This is a genomic window from Enterococcus sp. HMSC072F02, from assembly GCF_001837725.1.
In the GTDB taxonomy this organism is placed as follows: domain Bacteria; phylum Bacillota; class Bacilli; order Lactobacillales; family Enterococcaceae; genus Enterococcus_B; species Enterococcus_B lactis.
Map to the genome: position 1 here is coordinate 217,582 of NZ_KV833968.1, position 25,886 is coordinate 243,467.

Consider the following 25,886-nt stretch of genomic DNA (forward strand, 5'->3'; position numbering starts at 1 on the left):
GCCTATGTTTGTATAGGAGCCTCACCTAACAAGGTTATTACTATATTCTATTTACGAGTCCATGATAGACTTTTCCTAATGAATAGGCAATGAAATTTGAAATGAAATAGTGAAATTTAACAATCTTTAATATTTTTTAGGAAAAAATAACAAATAACGTAAAAAAATCCCAGCGCAGTTTCGTTCAATTGTGCTAGGATTCCTTGATAATCTTTTTATTTTTAGTGTTTTTTTATATGATTTTCACTTTTCGGAATAAATGTTTATTTGTTTAAGTAATTGAATAACCCGCTAATCGTGTGGTCTGTTAATCCTATTTCTTTGCCGTCTAAAGTAACTTTGGTGACGACAAAATGATCTTGTAATGGCGGAACTTCTAAATACTGCCCTTGCAGAAAATCATTCACTGTCTCGTATTCTTTTCCCATTTCTTTTGAATCTGCTGATGGTTTATAACTTATTTTTAACATAACTATTACTCCTTCTTATTGGGGACGTGCGATCGTGAAAATTTCTCCTATTGCTGCATAATCATTTCCTGCCAAACGGCTTATAGCATTCAATTCTCTTGGATCGATTCTTCCCGTCTTTTCATCATAAACTGTTTCATTCAAATGATATTTCTGTACTTCTAGCAAAAATAAATCAGCTGTTACTTTTTTTTTATTCCGTATCTCGACATGTTCATATAAGGTTGTCTCAAAACGAACTTTTGCTTCTGTCAATGCTGGTACTGAAATGATTGCTGAATCCGTTAAAGTCAATTCAGTCAAGTGTAGTTCGCTTTCCTCATTAGGCAGATTAGCAGCTGTTTTATTTGCTTCTTCTACGTTGTCCTCATCAAGGATATGGATGACCGCTTCTCTTGTCTCAAGAATGTTTTTTGCTGTGTCTTTTACTGTATCTTGTTTTCTCTGGATCGCCAAGGATAAGATAGGTGGATTCGAACTGACAATATTAAAGTAACTGAAGGGTGCTATATTCACTATATCATTTACGGATTTAGTCGTTACTACTGCAACCGGCCTAGGGATAACTGAACCAATCAGCAACTTGTAATTTTCACGTTCTGTCAATTCTGAAGGACTTCGTTCAAACATGGTCTCGCCTTCTTTCTATAAAATACGCTAAAAAGCAGATCTGCGAAGACAAAAGGAAAAGCAACGCTTTCCTCTTCTTCTTAGAATCTGCTTTAAACTATCTATTAATTTTTCTTTTTTGTCAAGAATCTGTGCCGTACGTGTTTTTTAGTTCTTTGCTTTATTCGCGGCTTCGACATATCTTTTAGTGATGAATTGTGGACGGGTGATGATAGATCCAATCACGACTGAAAAAGCACCTAATTCATAGGCTTTCTCTACGTGTTCTGGAGAGTCAGTATGGCCTTCCATGACTACTGGTATATTGACTTGTTCTATGATCTGATTCAACAAATCAAAATCAGGCTCCTGTGTTTTTCGAGAATATTCTGTATATCCTGCTAATGTCGTAGACAAAAGATCAAAACCATCTTCTTGCGCTTGAAGCGCTTCCACAAAAGTCGAAACATCTGCCATGGCTAATCGACCGTGATCGTGGATCATTTGGACAAGCTCAGCTGTTGTTTTTTCTGTCGGACGTTTACGAGAAGTTGCATCCAGTGCAATGATCTCAGCTTGCGTCTCCAAAAGTTCTTTCACTTCTTTTTCTGTCGCAGTAATAAATACTTCTGATCCATCGTAATCTCTTTTGATAATCCCTATTACCGGCAAATCAACGATTCGCTTGATTTCATTGATATCTTCTGTTGTATTTGCGCGAATACCAACTGCTCCGCCTTCTTTTGCAGCCAAAGCCATTCTCCCCATGATAAAAGAACTGTGTAATGGCTCATTTTCCAAAGCTTGACAAGAAACGACAACCCCACCTTTTATTTTTTCCAGTACATCCACACTATCTCCTCCAATGACGTTCTCTAGAAATACATCTTCTTATAAAAATGTAACCCTTTTCTATCTAAGAGTCAATAAAGTAGCTATCCTTTTTCTTTTAGCAAGCCTTTCTTGCTAAAAGAAAATTACTTCAAACTCTTCATATACGATTAGCTTCTCTTCTGTAAATGCCATGTTCAGTGCTTCTTTGTAGACATGCTTGAAAAAGTCAGTATGGACTTTCCGCCAATAGGCTAACGTTCGATCTCCTTCTCCTTCTTTCCAAGCATGTTCTTCCGTGATTTCACTAAAAGGCAAGATAGTCACATTTATATTTTTGATGATACAAACTGGTTCATTTTTTCCATTCAGAACCACATCTAACTGACCCACTTTTGGTAAAGGTTCCTTCTCTTTTTTATATAGATCATATCCACTTGATGTACCGGTTTTTATTTTTTTTACAACTAACTCACTCAATTCATCTGCCATTTCTTCTGTATTCCCAAATGAAAAAAAGCTTAGTTCTTCTGATTGATACCTAGGATATTTTTCTTGAAACTTTTTGAAATATTCTTCTACTTTTTGATACATAATAGCATCTACTCCTTTGTTTCGTATAATAAAAACCATCCAGATACTAGTATAAACGATTATCTGGATGGAAAATACGATGGATTATTGAATATTTAAGACACGTAGACTATCCTCAACGATTTGGCTTGGTGTCAAATGATAACGTTCATAAAGTTTAACTGTTGGAACACTATCTGTGAATTCTTTCTTTGCACCGAAATTCAGCACATGCATTGAAGAATCGCCATAATAACGACTGATTTTTTCACCAAATCCGCCTGATAAACTACCATCTTCTAATGTGATGACTAATTCATGGGCTTCTTTTAATTTATCTAATGTTTCTACATCATTTTCTGTGATTGTTCCTGGATTGATCAATGTTGCTTCGATTCCTTTTTCTCTAAAAGCTTCCACTGTTTCTTTTCCTAGTCCAAGAAAACCACCTAAAGCTAAAATTGCCACTTTTTCGCCTTTATTCACTGTCTGATAGGCTGGAATACTGTAATCATTTGCGATAGCTTTACCATGTTCCACACCATGAGTAGGGATTCGAATAGCTACAGGCTGTGCTGTTTGCTCAAAAGCCCAATCTAGCATAGAGATCATATCTTCTTTTGTTGCTGGAGCAAGATATTTGATATTCGGGATACTTGATAAATAAGGAATGTCAAACGTTCCTTGGTGTGTTCGATCACTAGCAGAGATCGTTCCGCCACCAACTAAAATGATGACTGGATTCTCGTTGATTGCTAAATCATGTGATAATTGATCATATGCCCGTTGCAGGAAAGTACTTGATTGGAAGACGACTGGACGTACTCCCTGAGAAGCCAAAGCAGAAGCAAACGTAATGGAATGCTGCTCGGCGATCCCCACATCAAAATAATGATCTGGATGTTTTTCTTGGAATGTTTTCAGTCCAAAGGCGCCTGGTATTGCTGCATTGACAGCGGCAATAGGTGCTGTACTTGTTTGCACTTTTTTATCCAGATAATCCATGATGATCGTATTGAATGTTTCTCCAGAAGCTGCCTGTTTTGCTTCTCCTGTAGACAGATCAAATGGGACGTGCCAATGATATTTCATTTTATTATCGATCGCTGGCTGATAACCGCGGCCTTTTTCCGTATGTACGTGAAGTACGATTGGATGATCAATATCTTTTACTTCTTCAAATAAACGGATCACCGTTTCTAGGTCGTTTCCATCATCCACATAGCGATAATCAAATCCCATAGCTTTAAATAGGTTATTACTGCTTTCACCGTGAGTTTGACGAAGCTCTGCTAAGTTCTGATATAAGCTACCGTGGTTCTCATCAATAGACATCTCATTATCGTTTACTAATACGATTAAATTGGTCTGTAAAGCGCCGCCGTTGTTCAGCCCTTCAAAAGCTAAGCCGCCACTTAGTGAGCCATCTCCAATAAATGCTACCACATTTCCTGATTCTTTCTTCAAATCTCTGGATTTAGCCAACCCAGTAGCTAAGCTGATAGATGTAGATGTGTGACCCACTGTAAAATAATCATGTTCACTTTCGTGTTGATTGGAATACCCGCTTACTTCATGGTAATGTCCTTTTTCAAAGCCATTTTTCCGACCAGTTAGCAGCTTATGACCATAAGATTGATGGGAAACATCCCATACGATTTTATCCTTAGGTGAATCAAATACATAATGAAAAGCGATCGTTAATTCGACTACACCTAGATTCGGACCAACGTGCCCACCTACATCGCTGTCCTTTTGCAAGATCTTTTGGCGCATTTCTTCTGCCAGCTGTTTCATTTCCTCAACAGATAACTTTTTGACATCTGCTGGACTATTGATTGTATCCAATACATGTAATGCTGTACTCATTATACATTCTCTCCTCCGTACTATCTTCTTTTTAGTTGAAAATAGATTTGTAACACTTTATCTATTCTACTCCTTAGAGTTGACTCTAAGTCAATAGTATTTTTAAAAAAATTCAGAGAAAGTTTGTTATATAAGTAGTTCTTCGCACAAAACAGATCACAAATAAAAAAACTTCTACAGTCTTTTAAAAAGCTCTGTAGAAAGTTGATTTTTGTCTTGCTTTAAGATTTCCTCAAGAAATATGTTTTTTTAATAAATGAAGCTCTTGAGCAATACGATACAAAAGGATGTTTGCGCCTTTTAACGAGATAGGATAGACCTTTGTTTTTTCCGTTTCCAAACCAGTTTGATAGCTAGCAGCATCGCATAAAACCACTCGTTTTTTTGAACACAAACATTCATCAGGTAATTCTTCTAAAGAACGAAATAGAATGGGGTTTATTTCAGCCATATCTTCTTCAGCATACAAATGAAATTGAGTTCGATAAAAAAATTGTTTGACTGAACTTTCTGAAACAACAAATATTTCTATCTCTTGCTGTATCATCTGTTCTCTGGTAATCAAAGAAAGACTCTTAACAAATTTTCGGATGAAATTATCATTCCATCTTAGATGAATTTGGTTTTTCTTTTTCCAATCGTCTAGCACTTCTACTATTTTTCTGTATAGAAGCTGTTCTTTTTCTGACAGTAGATAGATTCGTTCCGGTAAAAATACTTGACCGTCTGCCCACAACGTACGGACAAATTGTAAAAAGGATTGCTTAAAAATAAAATTGTCTGCATCGTCGATTTCAGCAACTGGGAGAATCTGTAAAATCAATTCATTGAGTGACAGGTCATTGAGAACAAAATTTTTATACACAACTTCGAAATCTTTTCTTAACAGCTCCATGTTCTCATTGGTATAATTTCTGCTATTGAACAAAGAGAAAATATAATAGATATCTTCTTTCTGTAAGTGTAACATCCCTTTTTGCTCTTCCAATCCTTGACAGACTAATTGAAATAATGGCTTCGTCTCCGCACTTTTCTTATCTTCTTCTTTCAGTTCAAGGGGAAACGTCTTTCTTCCAATTGCAATCTCTATTCCCCGTAAGATAAAGGACTTTTCATCTTCCGAATATCTCCTTTTAAAAAAATGAGTCTCTACATAATCGATCAGCTCGTTACAAGCTTCTTCTACATGTGGATTTTTACTCTCATATCCTTCCCAATTGATATAACGTACTAAAGCTAGCAGAATATTCCGCGAATCAAATTCTGGAATAATGATTTCTTTATTTTTCAAATAATCATTTTCTTTGAAAAAATCCAAGACGCTCTTTTTGATCGTATATACTTTGCTCAAAGAAATAAATTCAAGATCAGCCAGTTCTGTACTCGTGAATATGCCCTTGAAATAATAACTTAAAAACTTTAAAAAATAAGATTGACCATACAAAAATTGCGTAAGCTCAGAAAGAGCGATCCCACGTTTAAATATAAGTTTGTACTTATGCTTCTCTCTTATTTTTTCTTTTATGCAATATTCCAAACACTCGGCTAGACTTTCTAGATCATGAAGGATCGTCGGTGTGGTCACCCCTAGTGAAATAGCTGTTTGTTCGATATCTATTTCTTGGAATTCAAATAATTGTTCGCATAGATACACTTTCCTAAATATATTTCGCTCGATGTATTTTTCCAGCATTCCTGATACACGCCTCCAGTTTTTCTTATAGTTTTATTTAAACATATCCACGAATCGCTTTTTTATTTACTTTTTGTTTAGAAAACCCCTTTCAAAAACCAATAAAAAAGAAGCCGGAACAAAAGTCGATCAAGCTTACAATCCCAGCTATCGTTTAGATAACTTGGCATCGCTTGGACTTTTACCCCAGCCACTTTCAAGAAAGGTTATTCGAAGATATCAGCATCTAGTTCTTTGACTACGTCCTTCAGTAATTGGATGCCAGCTGCACTGTTACCGAATGGATCTAATGCTGGACTGAAGACGCCTATACCGTAACGATTTGGCACAGCTGCCATCAAGCCGCCACCTACCCCGCTTTTGGCAGGTACACCAACATGGACGGAAAACTCGCCTGATTCATCATACAAACCGGCAGTTGTCATAATCGATTTGACGATCGTTGCACTTTCTTCAGTAATGAGCCGGTTGCCATTCCAAGGAGCGATCCCTTTATTTGCCAATACAGCAGCTAATTTTGCTATACCTGTAGCGGTGACATTGACGGAACATTGTCTGAAATAGGCATCGAGTATCTCTGGAACGTCTCCTTCGATCATTTGATTGCCTTTCATGTAATAAGCAAGAGAGCGATTGATATCACCTGTTCTTGATTCAGAATGATAGATTTCTTCATTCAATGTGATATCAGGATCATCACAGATTTCTTTCATAAATGATATGATCCGTTCAAATTTTTCATCTGCATCTTTTCCCGCAATCAAAGAGGTTGTTGCAATCGCTCCTGCATTAACAAAAGGGTTCATCGGATGTTTGCGATGATTGATCTCCATATTCATGATAGAATTGAAAGCAAATCCGGTGGGTTCTGTGTTGATTGTTTGAAAGACTTTTTCAATTCCGTTATCTTTGATTGCTAATAACAATACGGGAACTTTTGACATGCTTTCGATGGCAAAACGTACATCGGCATCTCCTCCCTCGATCAGTTGTTTTGTATCAAGATCATAAATCGCCATACCTAATTGTTTTGGATCCACTTCAGCTAATGCTGGAATGTAGTCTGCCACTTGTCCCGTTTGATAGTAGTGGAAATTTTTTCCAATCAATTGTTCTAATTCTTTTCCTTCCATTTGAATAACCAGCTTTCATTTTTTATTTTTCTGCATGCTGGAATTTATGACGGCATGCATAGATCGTAAATGGAATAACTAAGACGATAAGATAAGAAACGATCAGAATCGTTTCATAAATCCCATGCTGTCCAGCTGCGATACTTGCAGGTGGAACAAATGAGATACAAAAAGCAAAAAGTGAAGTCAAAAGACCTAAACAAGCAACGATTACTTTTACAACTTTTCCGCCTGGAACCTGATAGGCTCTTTCAAGACTTTCATCTTTAAATACTAACTTCAAATAGCCCGCGAAAAACATAAAGTACAACATTAGGTAAATCACAACAGTCAATGACATTGCTGCAAGAAACGAAAGATTATTCCCCCCGCCACTTAATGTAAAGACGGCTGCCCAGATTGTCGCAACAATCCCATTTGCAATCATCAAATGCGCAGGAACACCATGTGCATTTTCTTTCGCAAAATATTCAGGAAGTAATCCTTCTTCTGCCGCTACGTGAAGTGCTTTTGAAGGAGAAGTTACCCAAGAAGCTATTTCTCCGATGACACCTAAACAAACAAGGATCGCAAGGATTTTCGCAACCCATGCAAGACTTGGATCAATGTGTCTTAATAAAAATTCTAACGATTGGATCACTCCTGTATTAAGAGACAAACCCTGTTGAGGGACTGTAGTAGCCACAGTCAATCCGCCAAAAGTGTCTAAAATGATGGCCAGAATGACCAATACAAACATTGCTAATGGATAATCCTTTTTAGGGTTTTCCATTTCATTTGCATGACTAGCAGATGTTTCTACTCCCATATACGCTAAAATAAAGGAAACAAAAACAACCAGCGTAGGTAATTTTGAAAAATCAGGAATCAATGTTTTCATAGAAAGTGTCGTTTGTAGTGGAGCACCTGAAGAGACATAGTGGATCCCTAAGCCAAACAAGAATAATGCAGGCAATAAGATCCCAGCTACAAAACCGATTCGAGCAATTAAAGAAGTGTATTTGGTTCCTTTTAGCTGAGAGAGCAAAATAGCCCAGAAAATAATCAATAAGATGGCCAATTTCAGAAATTTATTGTTTTGTATAGCGTCGATTCCCGTTGCATAGGATAATGCACCAGTTAAGAAATACAGCATAGTCAAGTAACCAACAGTTATCTCAAACCATTGGAAAAAGATAGCGGCAAATCCAAATCGTTTTCCCAATGTCCGACTGACCCAAGTATAGACACCGCCTTTTTCCCAGCCTTTCACCGTTGCCATCTCTGCTGCACACAATGCCACAGGGATAAACCATAGCAAACCGCCTAATAACAAGAAAAATACTAAACTGAAGCCAGAGGTCGCAAATGTGGGATATTCATATAGTGAAACGACCATTGAGATCGTCATGGCTAAAAAGCCGAAGAACGTTAATTTTTTTGCAGGAATTTTCGTTTTGCTTTGTTGCATGAATCTTCCTCTTTTCTATTTGATTTTGTTTCAATTGCGTTTGTTACCAAAGAAGAAAAAGTCTAATCCTTCTTCCTGCTCTTCTTTTGTAGTAGTGATCGTTGTGAAATGCATGGCTGATTTTAGAATCGCTGTTGTTAGCACATAGGCATACACGGCAGTAATGATGACACCAATCACTTGGATTCCTAAGAAGTACCAGCTGCTTGGATTTGTTAATAAATGGCTGTTAGATGCAAAAATTCCGATCAGAATCGTCCCTGTGAATCCGCCCATTCCATGGACGCCCCACACATCAAGTGCATCGTCCCATTGTTTCTTTTTACGAAAATCAACAGCAGCATGACAGACGATTCCAGCAATGATTCCGATCAACATAGCACTTTTTGCTTCTACATAACCAGCACAAGGCGTAATGGCTGCCAATCCAGCAACGGATCCTGTTAGTACGTCGACAAAATCAAAGCCATTTCCTTTTACTTTTGCAATAATCAACCAAGTAACCATCGCAAATGCAAGAGCGATGAATGTTGAACCAAATGCATTGACTGCTTGATCATCTGCTCGAAGTGCACCACCAGAGTTGAAACCGAACCAGCCAAACCAAAGTAGACCTGTACCGATAGCAGCTGCCATAAGACTGCTATGCTGGTTTCTTTCGCCCATAGGAATCTTCCTCTGTCCAAGTGTGAGGATGCATGCCAATGAACCGAATCCAGCTGTCGTGTGGATGACTGCTCCGCCAGCGAAATCTCTAAATCCCATCTGATCCAAAAATCCGCCGCCCCATATCCAATGGCAAACAGGGAAGTAAATCAGCAGGTTCCAACAAACAACAAGGATAATATAGCCTTTTAAATTCAGTCTCCCTGCAAAAGCTCCTGTCATCAAAGGAACAGTAATCACGATAAACATCAGTTGATAAAGAAAGAACATCAAAAATGGGATCGTCGCTCCATGGAACATGTTGGGAAAGCTTGTAACATGTCTCATCAAAAAGAAATCTGCCGGATTTCCAATCATACCGCCAATATCTCGTCCAAATGCCAATCCGAATCCACCGAATATCCACATGATCGTTGTTATCCCAACTGAGAGAAAAGATTGAGTCATGATCGTCAGTATATTATTCTTTCGTGCCAGTCCGCCGTAAAAAAATGCTAAACCAGGAGTCATCAAGCAAACCATTGCTGTACATAAAATCATGAATGCTGTATCTCCTGTATTGATAGGTAATGTATTCATTTTTTCGCCTCCTTTCTACGTTTGCGAGTATAAAAAAAAATCTACTTGTATTTTTCTTCTGTTTTTATAAATACATTCTTGTATTTATAAAAGACAGACAATCAATAAAAGCTTGGTGTGCTGTGCTTTTTTATCGTTTTGACCAAATAAAGACAAAAAAATAAACGATTTTCTTTTATAGAAAACCGTTTATTTTCGTCTTTTTTTATTTTTCAAGCTATTTTTTCATAAGGAATAAAGAATACTTCATATAAAAAAGAACCGCAGCAAGTTTCGCTGCGGTTCTCAAATGTGTTCTTCATTTCAACATAAGTTTTTCTTCAATTTGCTTATAATTTACGTGCAAAGAATGAAACGACTAATACTAAAATGATTGCACCAATCAATGATGGAATGATAGCCATTCCTGCAATTGTTGGTCCCCAAGTTCCTAATAAAGCTTGTCCAATGGCTGAACCTACTAAACCAGCAATGATGTTTGCGATGATTCCCATTGATGATCCTTTATTCGTGATTGCTCCTGCAATTGCTCCGATGATACCTCCGACGATTAATGCCCAAATAAATCCCATTTTAAATTCCTCCTAACTGACTTTTTACTTCTTATTGTACACGTGGTTCGTTATTTTCTTTGACTTTTTGTGCACCTTTGCCTACAGCAGCTTTTGCCTTATCTGTTTGGCGTGAAGCAAATTGTCCTGTTGATTTTGCTGCTTCTGTTACTTTGTCTTGTACTGTTTCTTGATCTTTTTGGTATTCTTCTTGTGTTTTGATGTCTGCAACATTCACATTTACTTCGATAACATCTAAATGTGTCATATTGTTTACTTCAGTACTGATCAATTCTTTAATTTGGTTGTAGATGTCTTCGATGTCTTTACCGTATTCTACAATCACATCTAAATCCACAGCTACTTGTTTCTTTCCTACTTCTGTATTGATACCTGCTGTTACATTATCTGTGTTGACTAATTTTTCAGCCATATTTGAGAAGAATCCGCCATCTAATGTCAATAGACCGTCTACATCTTTCAATGCATAGCCGATGATTTTTTGGATAACTTTGTCTTCATAAGTCAATTCACCATTCATCATGCGGTTTTCCCCTTTTTCATTTGCCAAAACTGATCCATTTGTTGTGTTCATGTTTTTGTTTTCCATCTTTGTTTCCTCCTATGATTTAAAAAATTGATCCACTATTCCTGTCTGTTTCAAATAAAATCCGATTCCTGCGCCAATTGCTGTCATAATGATGATCAACAATGTTTTGAAAAATCCAATTGTTAACCATAAAACAGCTAGCAGTAGTCCAAGACCCCCAAAGATAATAGGGAGCTTGTATGCTGAAAATAGTTCTTTCATTATTTGGCCCTCCTATTCCACTCGAGAGTGCTTGTAGTCTCTTGTATCTTCTTGTTCTTCATAACCGCTGTATGTGACTGCCACTTTGACTGTTTCTTTTGTTCCAAGTACTCTAGTCACTTCTTCTTCGATGTCTTGCATCAGTACACCTGTTTTCCCTACTAATGAAGAAGTTCGCTTCAAGTCTCCGTTGACATGGATATGGATTCGATTTTTCGTTGAACGTATCCGTACTTTAGGTGAATGAATGAACTCTTCTTCGTGTAAATGGGAACGTACCAGCCCTTCGATCGCTTTTTTGTCGATCGTCAATTTGCCATCTTCCCGTTTCATAACGAAAGTTCCTCTTGATTTTGGATAGAAAAGAACGACTAGCAAGATGATAATAGCAAGAACGGCAAATACTACAGCTGCCCAGAAAATATATTGTTGCATGTAGTAATTCGTTAAGGTAAAGAAGCGAAATCGTTCCAATTGTTCAGGCATAATATACGGCGCATTAATTAACGCAATTGCTAGAAACACTGAAAGTAGTAGCAAACTCATGATAACACCGGTTATTTTTAACCCCTTATTCATTTTCCACCTCCTATAAACTTATTTTTACCCTGTAAATAACTCTACCGACAATCACAGTATAGAGAGCGAACAGTTAGTTTAGCACCAATAAATAAATCGCTACCAAACGATATTGGATTATAACGGCATTTTATTGTCATTCTGATACTGAAATAACAACTACTCACTTATTCTCTATTTCTTTTTGATTGCTGGCTATACTTAAAGGATATTATTCAAGATTAAAAATTGCAAAGATTATGCTCAGTTATTATTACAAAATTCTATTTATTTGTTAAAATTTTTCAGTGAAGAAAAAAACGCAATAAAATAACTTAAGTTACTTTATTGCGTTTTTACTTTATTTTTCTATTATCATTTTTCTTATTCTCTTCTTTGGTTTATACTATTCTTATAAAGAAAAACGAGGTATGTCCTATGATGAAAAGATTGTATTATTCATTGATCATAACGATTGGCTATTTGATTGTATCGAATCTTGGAAATATGGTATTTGGTATCAGTAAAGAATTCAGTTGGACTACTACTCTATGGGAATCTTTATTCTTTTTCATCTTTGTATTTTTGTTACAAAACTATCGAAAAAAATAAAACTGTGTCAACGATCTGTTGGCACAGTTTTTAGGACTTACGGTACTTTTTATTCGGTAATCCATTTTATTTTTACTTATTTTTCTACTTCTTTTTTTAATGCTTCTGGTACTTTTGGTTCATAAACTAAACCAATACAGGTACTTCCGCTTATTACAGCCTTTTCGGCAACGCTGATAGCAATTGTTGTGATTGCATGTGAGAGACTAAATTTAGTTTGTGTGTGTTTCATTTGATGATCTTCCTTTCTTTTTTTGGAATGAATACAAGTAAGATTGCGGTCAACATACCCAGTAATATCATGACTCTTGAATCATTTGCTGGAATCACTGAACCTATCAGCGTGAGGCTTATTCCTATTATAACTAGTTTGTTTCTTACGCTTCTTCTTTTTTGTTGGTCTTGTGCGATAAAGGAACCAATGATTCCTAAAACCATACTAAGAATAGCTGCTCCGATGAAATATTCGTAGCGTGTAAGTTCCAAATTGTAATGATTAGCCAAAACAGGTAGCGCCACCAATAATCCCATACTATAGAGCGTGCAGGCCATGCTTCGGCTTGCATGATATCCTTTTGCATATCTTCGTACAGCAATAAAAGACAAATGAGTGGTGATCACAGCAAGAATGCTATGTAAGAAAAACGCTGATACGTAAATAAGCATGAACTTGAAAAGATTAATGAACAGGATCGCTAATCCATAGTTGACTTTTGCTTCCTCCAGTTCTGTTAACCTATATTTCTCTCCGAGTTTTCTGCTCATCTTGCTTGACAGCTTCTCTTCAAGAGACAGATATTCATTTGGCATATCGTTCACCCCTTTCTCACTTTTGATTATACTAAAAATAAGGATGCATATATTAAAAAGTAAAAAGTGCGCGTTTTTTTTACATAACTGCAGTGTTATCTTTCTTAATAAAGCCCTTATATTCTTTATATCTAAATTATTCTATAAAAAAAGAACGTGACATTCGTCACGCTCCTTTGCTAAATGCAATCAATAATTTTTTTAAACTTCGGGTGGAAACAAGACACTTTTCTCCGTTAGACATAAGGATCGTTCTTTCCTTCTTGTCGATGGAACAAATATTATCCACATTTACAACAAACGATTGATGGCAACGGTAAAAGCTCGGGCTAAACGATTCGATCTCTTTGATTTTTCCATTATATTCTAGCATTCGATTTTCAAGATGAACGATCACTTTGTGAGGAACAGGACTGGATTCAAAAAACAAGATTTCGTCTACGAACAATTTTGTATTGATTGGTCCACTCTTAATACGAATCTGTTCTCTTGTAGGTAAAATTGTATCAAGATATCTTTGGTTAGCCACATCGATACATTTTGTCACGCTTTCTTGCAGCAGTGTATCGTTCCCCTTCACAATATAATCCATTGCTTCTACTTTATACAAAAAAGTGAGATAAGCTAAATCCGTGTAACTGGTCACAAAAATAATTTTTGCTAGTGGATCGTATTCTCTAATCGTAGCGGCTAGATTGATTCCGTTCATATTGGAACTTAAGTCAATATCTAAAAAATAGATGCCTTCTGTTTTATTTGAACGTATATATGAAAGCAACACTTCAGGGGCCGAGGTATCCATTTGAAATTTGATGTCATAATCTTGCATCATTAAATAATTTTGAATCATCTTTGCTAATTTTAATCTAAATGTTCCGTCATCTTCGCAAACAAAAATTTTCAACATAAAGATTCTAACCCTCCCAAATGGTCAGTATTTGAATAAACTGTCCTTCTTCGATTTTAGTATCTAAGTACACATTTTTATTCAACTGAACTAATTCATCAAGATTGCTTAGACCAATCCCACGTTCTTTCCCTTTTGATGAATAAGATTTTTTCTTTAATACATGTAAATCAGGTATACCAGAACGACATTTATTGGCAATAATAAAGGTTATCGCTTCTTCTTGTCTCAATCCGGCAAACAAGATTTTCGGCTTATCTATAATAGAAGATTCTTCAACTGCATTATCTAGTATGATCCCCAGCATCCGAACTAGCATGATAGAAGGAACGGGGAAAGAATCCAATTTTTGTGGCACATTTACGTCTATTTCTATTCCTTTTTCATGAGCTAGATACAACTTGCTCAAAACGATGCTTTTTATTTCCTTGGCTTCAAGATTTCTTATCGGTGACATTTCTAATAATTCCTGATCAAAAAGGGTTCCAGTTTCCTTGATGTGGGAGTAAAAAAAATGTTTCAATCCATCTATATCATTAATTTGGATATAATTTTCCATAGAAACTAGTATGTTTTTGTAGTCGTGCTTGAACTTGCGTATTTCCATATAACTTTTTTCGATTTGCTCACTATATTCGATAAGATATTCCATTCGATTCTTTTCTTCTTTACTTTTATATTCTGCCTTTTTTGTATAAACAGCTAAAAAGCTGATAAGAATAGCAAAAAGGCTATATGCCAGCATAAAGATCCCATGAGCACCCTTCATGAAACAGTCTAAATCTGAAAAGCGTTCAATCATAAGAAAAATGAAATAAATCAAAAACGTAGCAATAACAGTATACTTACTAATATCATATACCATCGATTCAAGGGGTACTTTTTTTAATATATGATTCCTTAAATAAAATGCGAAACATAAATATAAAATAATTGATAAAAAACATATACCCAAATCATTCATCATTATAGATAATGATTTTAAGATAACGTAAATCAGATAATTAGAAAAAATAAGTAGGATAATAGATAACGAAGCATAGAATAAAGCTGATTGAAGCGTCTCTTCATGATAAATCACGAGAGCACACATGACTAGCCATACCAAACCAGTGGCAATTACATTTATCCATTGATAAAGAACCGATATTAATAGGATAACTAAGATTGATAATAAAGCATACTTTTTATTTCTTAGTTTCTTGTTCAAATAGCCCAATCCAACAAACATCGTCATCAGCTGCCCTGATATGAGTAGAGAATAACTTAACTGTAAAATATTCAATTTTAGAACCTCACTTTATGCATGTTTTACATAACAAAATAAACAGCAATTATGAATAAAAAAATTTATTTTTTAAGTTTTTCCCCATAAAAATTGTAACATAGTTTACTAACTATTTGTAAATAACATATTTAAAAGTTTCCTTATAAATCAAAAAGAATCAAAGGCTAACTTCAATTAAAACTCTCAAATACTATAAAACCACATTTGCTAAAAAAGGCAAAAATTTATTGTTTTTCGATAAAAATTAATTGCTTTTCAATAATTATCCTGCTATATTTTAGCTATCAAAGATAAAAGAGGGATAAAAATGAAATTAAAAACATTATTATTAAAGTTTGTTGTTTTAGGTATAAGTGCCGTATTTATTTTATTCGGTATACTTTTTTATACTCAGATTGCTACAAGCGAAAAAGGATTCACTTTTGATTGGCAGACGACTTTATTCGTTTCTGTCATCTACTTCGCCCTTCTCTTAGGGATTATTATTGCTTATTTCTTATTGAGACTGTTGAAACAAATCGAAGAAAACCAGGCCTTTTCCAATCAAAGCTTGGACATTCTCAAAAAAATCGAACGAACGATTTTGATTATTGGCTTCGCCTTTTTCGGCTTGCTTCCTAAATTTTTGAAAGTGGCTGATTTAGATGATGCTCCTGGTTTGATGTTGGTAGGAATTGCTGTCGTATTCATTCCTTTTGCCGTATACACTTTGACAAGCGTGTTGGAAAATCTGCTCGAACACGCGATTTTACTTAAGACAGATCATGATTTGACAGTGTGAGGTGCGACATGGCTATTATCGTTAATCTAGATGTAGTATTGGCTCAAAAAAAGATGAGTGTAACAGAATTGAGTGAAAAAGTGGGTATTACGATGGCAAATATCTCTATTCTAAAAACCGGAAAAGCAAAAGCTATCCGTTTTTCCACCCTCGAAAAAATCTGTGAAGTATTAGAGTGTCAACCGGGGGATTTATTAAGTTACCAAAAAGACCGCGATCCTATACAAAAAAAAGGAATATAAAACATAACAATCAGTAAAAAAATAATCTGAATAATAGATGTACGAGACCTTTAGCGGTCATTACATCTATTACTCAGATTTTTTTGATGGAATATCCTGTTGTCTATAGATACGTATTTACACGTAGAGAGACTTTTCTTCTACTACTTGGTACTTCTTCTGATAAAAATGGAGAAGATTTTGGATCTCACGTTGATTTGGAAATAGAGAAATACCGAAGACCGGAATGTTTGTCTCATCATCAATCATTACATTTGTAATAATACAGTCGATATCTAGATGATATGATTTCTTTTCTTTCTGATAAAAGTTTGGCATGACACTAAATTGATAATAGTCTCCCAATTTTTTTTGCAATCTTTTTGCTATGTAATCCGCCTGTTTTTTTCTTGTATTTATGACTATCACTGCTTTTAATTTATTTTCTTTCCCTTCAATGTATGATAGCAATAACGGCCAGTCGAAAAGAATTTCTAAGATAGCATGGCGAACAAATGAATCGAGTTCAGGGATGACGTATCCTTTTTCTCTGCAGTCATCAACCATCCTGCCCTTCAGTTCTTCATATAAACAGGCTAAAATCGGCGGATCGACTATCGTTGTCTGGCTTGGATCATTTAGGATATATTCTGGAAATCGTGGTTGTGTCAGTATCTCTTTACATCGTTGAACGATCAGATCTTTGTTCTCACATTCCAACTGATATTTTTTTTCCAAGCAATCCATCCATGTCATTAAACAATTACTGATACAAAAATGATACTTTCCTTGCTCGCTTGCATTTCTTATTTTCAAAGCAGTATGGATGACTTCTGTATCAAATATCCACTGCCAGATTTTTTCTTCCCATGGCAAAGAAAAATGGCTCAAGTGATTTTTCTCCAAGAATGAAAAGGTGAAACAGCTGATTTTCTTTTGCTCCATTTCCATTTTATTTTTGTTGAATCGTTGTATACGACAAGCAATAAAAAAATGTAAAAAACATAAGGTTTTCGGATCATTTTTTGCTACCTCATACAGCTGATTTTCTTTTAAAAATAGGATAACCACGTCATAAATTGATTCGCTAAAAGAACGATTAAAAATACTAGCAGGAGAAGGATATTTTTCCATCAGCAAACGAGCTGTAAGACCGTTGATCACCTGACCCTCTCCGACAATCCGAGTCAACCCTTTGATCTTCAAATCGTATTTTTTTAATTTTGATTGGGTTTTCTTTACGATTCTTCGCAATGTACTTTCTGAAATAAACAGATACTCTGCTAATTCTAAATAATTCTCTTTTGGATGTAGCAGTATGGTTTCTAAATATTTATATTCAGTAGATTGGGAGATCACGATCTGATAAATATGATCTTTTGTGAAGGCAGGTGAAAATATAGCTGTCACACCAGCATTCCGATCAGTGACGATTTGGATATCGGAAGAATATGTATTGATTTCTATAAAATCGTTCCGCAATGTTTTTCCAGAACTTGCCAATCTTTTTTCCAATTGACTAAGACGGCAACGTTCCTCCTCGAATAGTATTTCTAACAGATTCAACTGACGTTGTAATTTTTTTGAGAGAAGATTCAACATGTTTCCACCCCTTTCTAACAAAATCCTTTTGATACATCCTGATAGATAAATGTAAAAGCACTCAATGTCGGTTTCCCTTATTGAGTGCCTTTAATTATATTATATCGTTTATCTGTTTTAGGAATAGGAACTTTGAGAACTATTTTTTCTTACTTAAGCAAAAAACGGTTATTGATTTTCAACTTTCTCTTTTGCTTTTCTTCTCACAACAATCGCCCCTATGCCTGCTACTAACGCGATACCAATCAACGTCCATGCAGTATTCCTAGTTGCATTGGTTTGTGGCATATTCAGTGAAGATTCATTATCTGCACTTGTTGTTGGATCATCTTGGATGCTTGGTGTCGTTCCTTCATTTCGTTCCGTACTGCCGCTTGTTCCATCATTATTCGTGTTATTATTTTGTGATTCATTCGTACTGGATTCCGTCGTGTGATCACGTACTTCATACGGCATATTCAATTCTGTTGAAAAACCGCCATAAGAACTGTCAGTCGTCACGTTGACTGCGACATTGTTCCGACCAGGAGTCGATGTGTCGATTTCAGAATTTAAAGAGACTGTATAAAGATTTTCTGGAATGACCTTGTCATTTACTTTTACATTTTTGATAAATGATTTAAGATCGAGATCCGTTGCACCTCGTGGGATTTCTACTTTATTAGCTTCTACATCAATTTTCCCGCTTGGTTCGAACCCATATTCTGTGACTTCATAATAAGCATATTGAGAACCGTAAGTGAAGTTCTTCTCCTGCTCATCTTCCATCAACATATTTCGTCTAAACTCTTTCGTATGATAGATCCTGACAATGTCTCCTATATTGACATTCAATGGCTGTCCACTATTGAATCGAGACAATGCTTGTTCGATCGTTCGGTTTCCTGTTACATCATATGTGAATCTGCTAGTGGTATTATCTTTGTTCATCACATCGAATTGATAATAAATCGATCGATCGGAATAATCATGCACTACTTTGGACAACTCTGTATTTGCCACACCTTGAGATGCTCGGATCATCATTTGAGTATTCTGATTGTTCGGATTTGTCTGTTTAATTAGACTGAATGCGCCAATCGTTGCGCCGTCATTGTTTTTGACTCGGATCGTACTTCCCCATTTCACTACATAAGGGATCTTCACTTCTGTGAACCCAGTACCATCAGTCGTGCTTACTCTCACACGAACCCCTTTTTCTCCCACTGTTGTCGTATCGAAGTTAGACAATTGTTCCACCGTATAAAGATCACTCGTTAGCGGACGTCCGTTGAATGTCACATTTTGGATCAATTCTGCCGGATTCACTGTATTCGTCTCATGTCCTAACAGCAGTTCTTGTGAAATCGGATCAGCCTTGATATCTGTAAATGGCTCGAATCCTTCTTCCGTTACTCTGTAATAGGCATAATTAGAACCACCTGTGTAATCTCTGACCATTTCATCCATCATCAGAAGATTTCTTCCTTGTGTCTCCGCGTGATAGACTTTGATGGTATCTCCTACATTGACTGCTAACGGCTGCCCGTTGTTGAAGCCGTTTACTGCTTGACGGATCAAGGTATTCCCTGTTACTTCATAATTGTATTTTCGCGTGTCGTTTTCCAGCACTTCGATGGCATAATAGATTCCTCTGCCGAACGGATTGTTCACTGGACGATTCAAGTCCATGTTACTTGAACCAGGAGAAGCATGGATTGCTAACTGATCGCCTTCTTTTAATAAACTAAACGCGCCTACGGTCATTTCTTCCAGTCCTCGAAGAACGAATGTACTTCCCCACTGTACTTCATAAGGCACTTCGATTTCGGTTTCAGCTAACCCATCATTCATCGTAATCTTTACTTTTGTCGTTCGTTTTCCAGTTGTACTTGTGTCAATCTCTGAAAATTGTTCGATCGTGTAACGATCCTCTGAGATACTTTGATGATTGATCGTGACATCTTTGACTAGTTCTTTGACATCTAATGTGCTGACGTCATCTCTCAAAGAGAATGTTTGCGAAGTCCCTTCTGCTTCCATCACTGGAATCGGTTCTAAGCCAAATGCAGTCACTCTGTAATAAGCATATTCGGAATCATAAGTGAAATCCCGTTCTTCTTCATCAATCATGACAATTGAACTGTTTGGCGATTTCTGCGGATGATAGATCTTGATTACATCATCCAATCGAACGTCAACGTAACCATTTCCACTCCCAAAGTTATCGATCACTTGGCGCAGAGTTCCTCTACCAAGTACCTCATAATTGTAGATTGACTGATTGTTTCTCAGGACTTCCAATGGGTAATACAAGGCATGCATCGATTCTTCCGTACCGACCCGTTCATCTAATGCTGAAGGCAACCCACTGGTAACGGTTAATCTAGCTGCATTCCCACTTCTCAGATGCAAGGAATAAGCTCCTGCTGAACCACCTTCGCTTGACTTGATCATGAACGTATCTCCCCAAAGATAATTGACCGATGTTTCGGCTGTTCCTTTGATCGTCTCCCCTGAAATCGGGTGTTTCGCTTGTACCGTGATCCGAATATCTTGTTTGCCAGCAATCGTATTCGTCGGCTCTGTCGATTCTGCTGCGACAAATTCTAGATCATCGATCGCAACCGATTCCCCTTCAAAAGTGGCTTCTTCAATATAATTTTTAAATGTACTTGCAAGTGACGCAGAAGTTTCTCCTAATGTACGGTCTTCCATTGGCTTCAATTTCAGCTGGATAGCCGGATCAGGAAGTACAGGAAGTGGTTCAAATCCGAAAGCCGTGACACGATAATAGGCGTTATCTGTCCCGTAAGTGAAATCCTGTTCTTCTTCTTCTACCATCAAGACTGAGCTTCCTGCACTCTTTTGTGGATGGTGGATATTGATGATATCTCCCAACTGTACATCAAGGTATCCATTTCCATTTCCAAATGTCGTGATCACTTGCTGTAAAGTCCCCCTACCAGGTACTTCATGGAAATATATTTGCTGATTATTTCGTAAAACTTCGATAGAGTAATACAACGAACCTTCCAGACCAATCCGTTCATCAAGAGAAGAATCTAATCCTCGAGTTGCCACGATTCGAGCATTATTCCCATTCCTCAACTGGAAAACGTATGCTCCAGCTGATTGTCCATTATGGGCTTTCAGTAAGAACGTGTCTCCCCAACGAACATTGATCTTCGTTTCAGCTGTTCCTTTGATCATCCGCCCCGTAACTGGATGTTCCGTTTGAACAGTCAGCTTGAGTTGCTGTTCTCCTGCGATGGAATAATCTGGTTCAACTGATTCAGATTCAACAAGCTCTAAGTTATCGACATCAATCGTTTGTCCTTCCATCCTCGCTTCTTGGATGTATTCTTTGAAAGAAGAAACCAAAGTTTCATAACTTCCAGCAAGTTGACGATTTTCAACTGTTCTCAATTTAAGATCTAATGATGCCACTGGAAGAACCTCCATCGTGATGGAACCAATCGCTTCCCGCCCATCAGCAGCCGTTGCTTTTGCCCGCCACGTTTTCGTACCAGCTGAACTCGTATCAGCATCGAGCCACTCTAACTGATAGGTCTGTCCAAGAGGGTCTCTCACGTCAAAGTAGTCAGCAGGATTAGGGATTGCTTCATTCAGATAGATAGAATGTGGACCTGCTTTCCCATCGATTTGTAAATTTCTCGTTTGAACGGTGATTGGTACATCTATGGTCTTTGTTCTGCCAGATATATCTTCTGTTACCTTGATTCTAGTATTTTGGGGACCTGCTACAAACATTCTTGGCGGGACTTCCCATTCTGTCTTCAGATCCCATTTGACATTGCTCTGATCAATTTCCACATAACTAGATGGATCTGGAAGATCATTTCCTATCCATAGATAATGTGGACCATCTTTTGCTTCGACTCCAAGTTCTCCCATTGCTTCTGTTGCTGAAGGCATATTAAGAACTAGTTCATATTCATACATTTTTCTGGAACCGTCCGCAAAATCGTGTCCATACGCAGTTCTATAGTTCGGGAACACTTCATTGCCGGTTATGGGATTATTCGCATTCCTAGTTAATTCAATCACCAATGGTCTATCTAGTCCAGTATTTCCTCTAAAAGTTAATGTCCAGTTTCCACTTGCAGTGCTTCTATTAGTAGTGTAAACAAAATCAGAGATAGGGTTATAGAAGAAGCTAATTCTTCCACTTGGAATAGCGGTGATGGGAATGGCGGGTCCTACTACTGGTCCTTCCGCAAATGCCCATCCTACAAGTTGGTCAGTAACAGTAATTCTTTCTCCTACTTGAAACGTATGATCATGATTTTTCATTGCCTCAGAAATGATATACTCCATTCTACGTATAACTGCTGCGTATACTTCTTCTATGTCATAGATTGGAGGTGGCGGTGTTGAGAAATTTGAAAATATATTTGTTGTTTCTAATTCTAGATTATTTTCAACTATTGGAAGCTGTGGTAATGTTGATACACGAGCATCCTGTTTTTCTTCTGCTTTTTTATCTTCTTGAGGGCGCAATTGCCTTAATACTGGTAATTCGATCGAATGTAAGGCAGAGGCGGCTTCTACTACGGTACCGCCCATATTCCCTAGAACCAGTCCCAAAGATAGTGTACTAGTTAATAGCTTTTTTATTTTTTTCAATGAACGTTTTACCTCCTTTATTTTTCCTATACAGATCAAAAACGATCTGTTTTAAACCGTCAGCAAAGAAGGTATGCTATTTTCTCTTGTTTTAAACATAAATAAATAGTGTAAAAATAGTTTTGTCTGTTTCTAACCTCCGTAGCTTTTGCTCAATTGACACAAGTCTGATCGATCAAATAGTATTGATTTTGCTAAACACCTAACGATCATTTGTTGTGACAAACTTGACGGTCAGCATTGTACGTGAATTGCTTCTGTTCCCCTTCTTACGATCTTTGAATATGTAGTTCTCTCCCCAATAATCGTAACTGGGTGTCTCCCACTCCTTTCTTTTTGTTTTTATGCGGGAGCAAACTCCCACATTTATACTGTAAAGGGGTTCTTTCTATTATGTAATGCCACTTTTTACCATTTAATATGGAGTTTTTGACAGAATGTTTCGAATAACAACGATCCACTACTCATTTTTCTTTTTAACGTTAATTTGATAATAATGATTATTTATTTAAAAATACATTAGATAACATTTGTTACGACACGAAAAAGCTTCACAAACAAATGTCGTTATTTTAAAATGAGGACGAATTCACACAATTAGGAGAAATAGTATGCCATTCATCGTTTACTTTTTTCTTTCATTACTCGTGATCTATATTCCATTACCAACATTCTTTCTGCTCGTCAATCGTCTAGCTGAGCAACATGATGCGATTACTGCTCTTACGAAACTTTGTTTACTTCTATTTGTTTGTCTAGATTACTTTACGAGCTATTATTGGCTAAAACAGACAAGAGTAAAAAAGAGATATTATTTCTTCCTTGTCTTTTTCAATCTCTTTGAGTTTCTGATCCATTGCTTTTTACTTCATCAGTATCATACGATTCATTTGTGGATCATCTGGGTCTTTCAAGTGGTCGTACTATTTTGTATGTTCACCTTCCCTCTCTCAAGAAAATTTAGGGAGACATTGTTTTATTAAAAAAAGGTGGAGAAAGCTTCTCTGTATCAATAAAGACACAATTAAGGAAAAACTGGTCAACATACTGGTTTTTCTTTAAAAAACTTTTAAAAATCTAATTGGGAATTTACCCACACAAACAAGGGGCTATGACAAAATCTTGTCACAGCCCCTTATTTCGAATAAAAAGCTTGCATCTTCGATAATAAGCCCAACCAAACGAAAAATATGAAAAGCTATTTTTGTTTGGTTGTTCTTATTACTTGATGCAGAACAGCTTTTTCACGACCTTTTTATTAAAAGTCTTTTTACAGTTTTCTAGCAAAAAATGAGACAATCAGTACTAAAATGATGGCACCAATCAATGATGGTACGATTGCCATTCCTGCAATACTTGGTCCCCAAGAACCTAATAATGCTTGGCCAAGTGCTGATCCAACTAAACCTGCTACGACATTTGCAATAATCCCCATAGAAGAACCTTTATTCGTGATTGCTCCTGCAATTGCTCCGATAATTCCTCCGACGATAAGTGACCAAATAAATCCCATGTTTCGTTCCTCCTAATGTTTTGCTTCCTTATTACTGAACGCGTGGCTCTGTATTTTCTTTTACTTTTTCAACGCCGCTTCCAGCTGCTGATTTTACTTTATCTGTTTGATTAGAAGCAAATTCACCGGTTTTTTTCGCTGCGTCAGTTACTTTGTCTTGCACTGTTTCTTGATCTTTTTCAAATTCTTCTTTTGTTTTGATGTCCACTACGTTAGCGTTAACTTCGATGACGTCTAAGTGTGTCATATTTTTTACTTCTTTGCCGATTACTTCTTGCATTTCTTCAAAGATTTTTTCGATATCTTTGCCATATTCCACAATGATATCCATGTCAACTGCTACTTGTTTTTTACCGACTTCTGTTTCGATCCCAGCCGTTACATTATCTGTATTCACAAGTTTTCCTGCCACATTAGAGAAGAAACCACCGTTTGCAGATAATAAACCGTCTACTTGTTCAATTGCGATTCCAATGATTTTTTGCACCACTTTGTCTTCATAATTCAACTCACCGCGCATCGAATCTTCCTGCTCAGAGCCATGGTTTTCTTGGTCATTTGTATGTTGTGAACCAAATTTTTCTTGTCCATTTGAGTGTTCAGAACCAAGTTTTTCTTGTGCTTTCGCATGATCAGAAGGGTGCTTTTGTTCCTCTAATGGTTTAGAAGGATCGATTGCATCATGTTGTTCTGGAACTTTAGATTCTGGAGAGCCGGGATGATGAGGCGCATGTTTTTCTGCGTCATGTTTCTTTTCTTCTACACCTTGTTGAACATTTGGCACGACTGGATCTGGATGTGCAGATACTGGTGCTGTTTTGTTCTTTTCATCGTTCACACCATTTGATTGGTTTGGTGTCGTTGGGTCTGGATGTGCAGACACTGGTTTTTGGTTGTTCATTTTATTGTTATTATTATTTTTGTTATTGTTATTCATGGATGTTTCCTCCTAAGATTTAAAATAGTGATCTAAGATTTTCGTTTGTTTCAAATAAAAACCGATAGCGACACCGATAGCGGCCATGATCAAGATCAATAAAGTCTTGAAAAAGCCGACGGTTATCCATAAAACGGCTAATATCAACCCAAGTACCCCAAAGATGATAGGGAGCTTGTATGTCGAAAATAGTTCTTTCATTTTGGTCCCCCCTATTCTACTCGTTTGCGGTCATTACTTTGTTTAGCTGGTTCTTCAAAGCCTGTGTATTTCACGGATACTTTCACTGACTCTTTTGTGCCTAATATGTGTTGTACTTCGTTTTCGATTTCTTTCATCAATGTTCCCGTTTTACCAATGAGTGCTGAAGTTCGTTTCAACTCCCCTTTTACATTGACGGCGATCTTGTTTTTCGTTGCTTTGACATTTACTTTTGGTGAATGGATAAATTCATCTTCATGCAAGTGAGAACGAACCATTCCTTCGATTGCTTTTTTATCCAACGTCAACTCCCCATCACCATGTTTCAGTAAAAAGGTTCCGATCGTTTTTGGATAAAACAAGAAAACAAGCAACGTGATAATCGTCAAAATAGCAAATGCAACAGCAAGCCAGAATACATATTGTTGCACATATGAATTAGTGATGGAAAAGAATCGAAACTTCTCTAATTGAAAAGGCAGTGGATAGGCTGCACTTAATAGTATCGCAAACAAAAGTATAGATAGCAAAAGTAACGTTCCGATCACTCCAAGCGTTTTTACTCCTTTATTCATTTTCGCACCTCCTCATA

Annotated in this window: 27 protein-coding genes; 4 read left to right on the forward strand and 23 right to left on the reverse strand. The window is 36.7% G+C overall.

The annotated features are described in order from the left end of the window. Nucleotides 1–263: 263 nt before the first annotated feature. The 13 genes from HMPREF2731_RS11310 to amaP (HMPREF2731_RS11370) form a co-directional block, all read right to left on the reverse strand. Nucleotides 264–470, reverse strand: a complete 207-nt coding sequence (locus HMPREF2731_RS11310; RefSeq protein ID WP_002309183.1) for a hypothetical protein — start codon at nt 468–470, stop codon at nt 264–266. A 15-nt stretch (nt 471–485) separates the two neighbouring features. Beyond that, nucleotides 486–1,100 (reverse strand): flavin reductase family protein, encoded by a 615-nt coding sequence (locus tag HMPREF2731_RS11315; protein WP_070872996.1) that lies wholly within the window; start codon nt 1,098–1,100, stop codon nt 486–488. A 147-nt stretch (nt 1,101–1,247) separates the two neighbouring features. Next, complete coding sequence (locus HMPREF2731_RS11320) at nt 1,248–1,931, reverse strand: N-acetylmannosamine-6-phosphate 2-epimerase (protein ID WP_070872997.1); 684 nt, start codon at nt 1,929–1,931, stop codon at nt 1,248–1,250. 114 nt (nt 1,932–2,045) lie between these two features. Then, nucleotides 2,046–2,504 (reverse strand): ASCH domain-containing protein, encoded by a 459-nt coding sequence (locus tag HMPREF2731_RS11325; RefSeq protein WP_002306654.1) that lies wholly within the window; start codon nt 2,502–2,504, stop codon nt 2,046–2,048. 84 nt (nt 2,505–2,588) lie between these two features. Then, nucleotides 2,589–4,352: a 1-deoxy-D-xylulose-5-phosphate synthase gene (locus HMPREF2731_RS11330; protein WP_047929757.1), complete on the reverse strand. Its 1,764-nt coding sequence runs from the start codon at nt 4,350–4,352 to the stop codon at nt 2,589–2,591. Between the two features lie 232 nt (nt 4,353–4,584). Then, the gene (locus tag HMPREF2731_RS11335; protein WP_070872999.1) at nt 4,585–6,045 is read right to left on the reverse strand and encodes a hypothetical protein; all 1,461 of its coding nucleotides are present in this window, start codon (nt 6,043–6,045) and stop codon (nt 4,585–4,587) included. A gap of 206 nt (nt 6,046–6,251) precedes the next feature. Beyond that, a complete protein-coding gene (gene glsA, locus HMPREF2731_RS11340) occupies nt 6,252–7,178 on the reverse strand; it encodes a glutaminase A (protein ID WP_002309179.1) in 927 nt (308 codons plus the stop codon). A gap of 22 nt (nt 7,179–7,200) precedes the next feature. Continuing rightward, nucleotides 7,201–8,628, reverse strand: coding sequence for an amino acid permease (locus tag HMPREF2731_RS11345; RefSeq protein WP_070873001.1), 1,428 nt, complete (start codon nt 8,626–8,628; stop codon nt 7,201–7,203). A 30-nt stretch (nt 8,629–8,658) separates the two neighbouring features. Continuing rightward, the gene (locus tag HMPREF2731_RS11350; RefSeq protein ID WP_070873003.1) at nt 8,659–9,873 is read right to left on the reverse strand and encodes an ammonium transporter; all 1,215 of its coding nucleotides are present in this window, start codon (nt 9,871–9,873) and stop codon (nt 8,659–8,661) included. A 329-nt stretch (nt 9,874–10,202) separates the two neighbouring features. Next, nucleotides 10,203–10,445 (reverse strand): GlsB/YeaQ/YmgE family stress response membrane protein, encoded by a 243-nt coding sequence (locus HMPREF2731_RS11355; protein WP_002290686.1) that lies wholly within the window; start codon nt 10,443–10,445, stop codon nt 10,203–10,205. Between the two features lie 31 nt (nt 10,446–10,476). Then, nucleotides 10,477–11,034, reverse strand: coding sequence for an Asp23/Gls24 family envelope stress response protein (locus tag HMPREF2731_RS11360; RefSeq protein ID WP_002290684.1), 558 nt, complete (start codon nt 11,032–11,034; stop codon nt 10,477–10,479). A gap of 12 nt (nt 11,035–11,046) precedes the next feature. Continuing rightward, nucleotides 11,047–11,235 carry a DUF2273 domain-containing protein gene (locus tag HMPREF2731_RS11365; RefSeq protein ID WP_002290682.1) on the reverse strand — a complete coding sequence of 63 codons (189 nt, stop codon included), beginning with the start codon at nt 11,233–11,235 and terminating at the stop codon, nt 11,047–11,049. 12 nt (nt 11,236–11,247) lie between these two features. Continuing rightward, the gene (gene amaP / locus HMPREF2731_RS11370; protein ID WP_002309174.1) at nt 11,248–11,814 is read right to left on the reverse strand and encodes an alkaline shock response membrane anchor protein AmaP; all 567 of its coding nucleotides are present in this window, start codon (nt 11,812–11,814) and stop codon (nt 11,248–11,250) included. A 417-nt stretch (nt 11,815–12,231) separates the two neighbouring features. Between amaP (HMPREF2731_RS11370) and HMPREF2731_RS15130 the strand changes: the two genes are divergently transcribed. Beyond that, entirely contained in the window at nt 12,232–12,405 is a 174-nt protein-coding gene (locus HMPREF2731_RS15130; RefSeq protein WP_002291299.1) for a hypothetical protein, read from the forward strand. Between the two features lie 76 nt (nt 12,406–12,481). Here HMPREF2731_RS15130 and HMPREF2731_RS11380 read toward each other — a convergent pair whose 3' ends face one another. The 4 genes from HMPREF2731_RS11380 to HMPREF2731_RS11395 all read right to left on the reverse strand — a co-directional run bounded on the left by HMPREF2731_RS11380 (nt 12,482) and on the right by HMPREF2731_RS11395 (nt 15,407). Continuing rightward, a complete protein-coding gene (locus HMPREF2731_RS11380) occupies nt 12,482–12,637 on the reverse strand; it encodes a cyclic lactone autoinducer peptide (protein ID WP_002291297.1) in 156 nt (51 codons plus the stop codon). Next, nucleotides 12,634–13,215 (reverse strand): accessory gene regulator B family protein, encoded by a 582-nt coding sequence (locus HMPREF2731_RS11385; protein ID WP_070873004.1) that lies wholly within the window; start codon nt 13,213–13,215, stop codon nt 12,634–12,636. The genes HMPREF2731_RS11380 and HMPREF2731_RS11385 overlap by 4 nt, the downstream gene beginning before the upstream one ends. Before the next feature lie 166 nt (nt 13,216–13,381). Next, nucleotides 13,382–14,122, reverse strand: a complete 741-nt coding sequence (locus HMPREF2731_RS11390) for a LytR/AlgR family response regulator transcription factor (protein WP_070873006.1) — start codon at nt 14,120–14,122, stop codon at nt 13,382–13,384. Nucleotides 14,123–14,129: 7 nt separating this feature from the next. Continuing rightward, nucleotides 14,130–15,407 (reverse strand): GHKL domain-containing protein, encoded by a 1,278-nt coding sequence (locus HMPREF2731_RS11395; RefSeq protein WP_083325492.1) that lies wholly within the window; start codon nt 15,405–15,407, stop codon nt 14,130–14,132. Nucleotides 15,408–15,717: 310 nt separating this feature from the next. Here HMPREF2731_RS11395 and HMPREF2731_RS11400 point away from each other — a divergent pair, with 310 nt between their 5' ends. Further along, nucleotides 15,718–16,191, forward strand: a complete 474-nt coding sequence (locus HMPREF2731_RS11400; RefSeq protein ID WP_002306633.1) for a DUF2975 domain-containing protein — start codon at nt 15,718–15,720, stop codon at nt 16,189–16,191. Between the two features lie 8 nt (nt 16,192–16,199). Further along, on the forward strand, nt 16,200–16,433 hold the full coding sequence (locus HMPREF2731_RS11405) for a helix-turn-helix domain-containing protein (RefSeq protein ID WP_070873008.1): 234 nt from the start codon (nt 16,200–16,202) through the stop codon (nt 16,431–16,433). A 117-nt stretch (nt 16,434–16,550) separates the two neighbouring features. Here HMPREF2731_RS11405 and HMPREF2731_RS11410 read toward each other — a convergent pair whose 3' ends face one another. Both HMPREF2731_RS11410 and HMPREF2731_RS11415 read right to left on the reverse strand, forming a co-directional pair. Then, a complete protein-coding gene (locus HMPREF2731_RS11410) occupies nt 16,551–18,014 on the reverse strand; it encodes an AcpB/EbpR/MafR family transcriptional regulator (RefSeq protein ID WP_070873010.1) in 1,464 nt (487 codons plus the stop codon). Nucleotides 18,015–18,182: 168 nt separating this feature from the next. Continuing rightward, a complete protein-coding gene (locus tag HMPREF2731_RS11415) occupies nt 18,183–22,643 on the reverse strand; it encodes an LPXTG cell wall anchor domain-containing protein (protein ID WP_070873011.1) in 4,461 nt (1,486 codons plus the stop codon). A gap of 611 nt (nt 22,644–23,254) precedes the next feature. Here HMPREF2731_RS11415 and HMPREF2731_RS11420 point away from each other — a divergent pair. Further along, nucleotides 23,255–23,626 (forward strand): hypothetical protein, encoded by a 372-nt coding sequence (locus HMPREF2731_RS11420; RefSeq protein WP_002309162.1) that lies wholly within the window; start codon nt 23,255–23,257, stop codon nt 23,624–23,626. Between the two features lie 287 nt (nt 23,627–23,913). Here the strand turns inward: HMPREF2731_RS11420 and HMPREF2731_RS11425 are convergent, their stop codons facing one another. Genes HMPREF2731_RS11425 through amaP (HMPREF2731_RS11440) form a run of 4 tightly spaced genes read right to left on the reverse strand, consistent with a single transcriptional unit; the run spans nt 23,914 to nt 25,869 of the window. Continuing rightward, complete coding sequence (locus tag HMPREF2731_RS11425; protein WP_002291278.1) at nt 23,914–24,156, reverse strand: GlsB/YeaQ/YmgE family stress response membrane protein; 243 nt, start codon at nt 24,154–24,156, stop codon at nt 23,914–23,916. 31 nt (nt 24,157–24,187) lie between these two features. Further along, nucleotides 24,188–25,093, reverse strand: coding sequence for an Asp23/Gls24 family envelope stress response protein (locus tag HMPREF2731_RS11430; protein WP_002335067.1), 906 nt, complete (start codon nt 25,091–25,093; stop codon nt 24,188–24,190). Between the two features lie 12 nt (nt 25,094–25,105). Continuing rightward, nucleotides 25,106–25,294 carry a DUF2273 domain-containing protein gene (locus HMPREF2731_RS11435; protein ID WP_002291274.1) on the reverse strand — a complete coding sequence of 63 codons (189 nt, stop codon included), beginning with the start codon at nt 25,292–25,294 and terminating at the stop codon, nt 25,106–25,108. 11 nt (nt 25,295–25,305) lie between these two features. Continuing rightward, on the reverse strand, nt 25,306–25,869 hold the full coding sequence (gene amaP / locus HMPREF2731_RS11440; RefSeq protein WP_002306622.1) for an alkaline shock response membrane anchor protein AmaP: 564 nt from the start codon (nt 25,867–25,869) through the stop codon (nt 25,306–25,308). Nucleotides 25,870–25,886 lie beyond the last annotated feature (17 nt).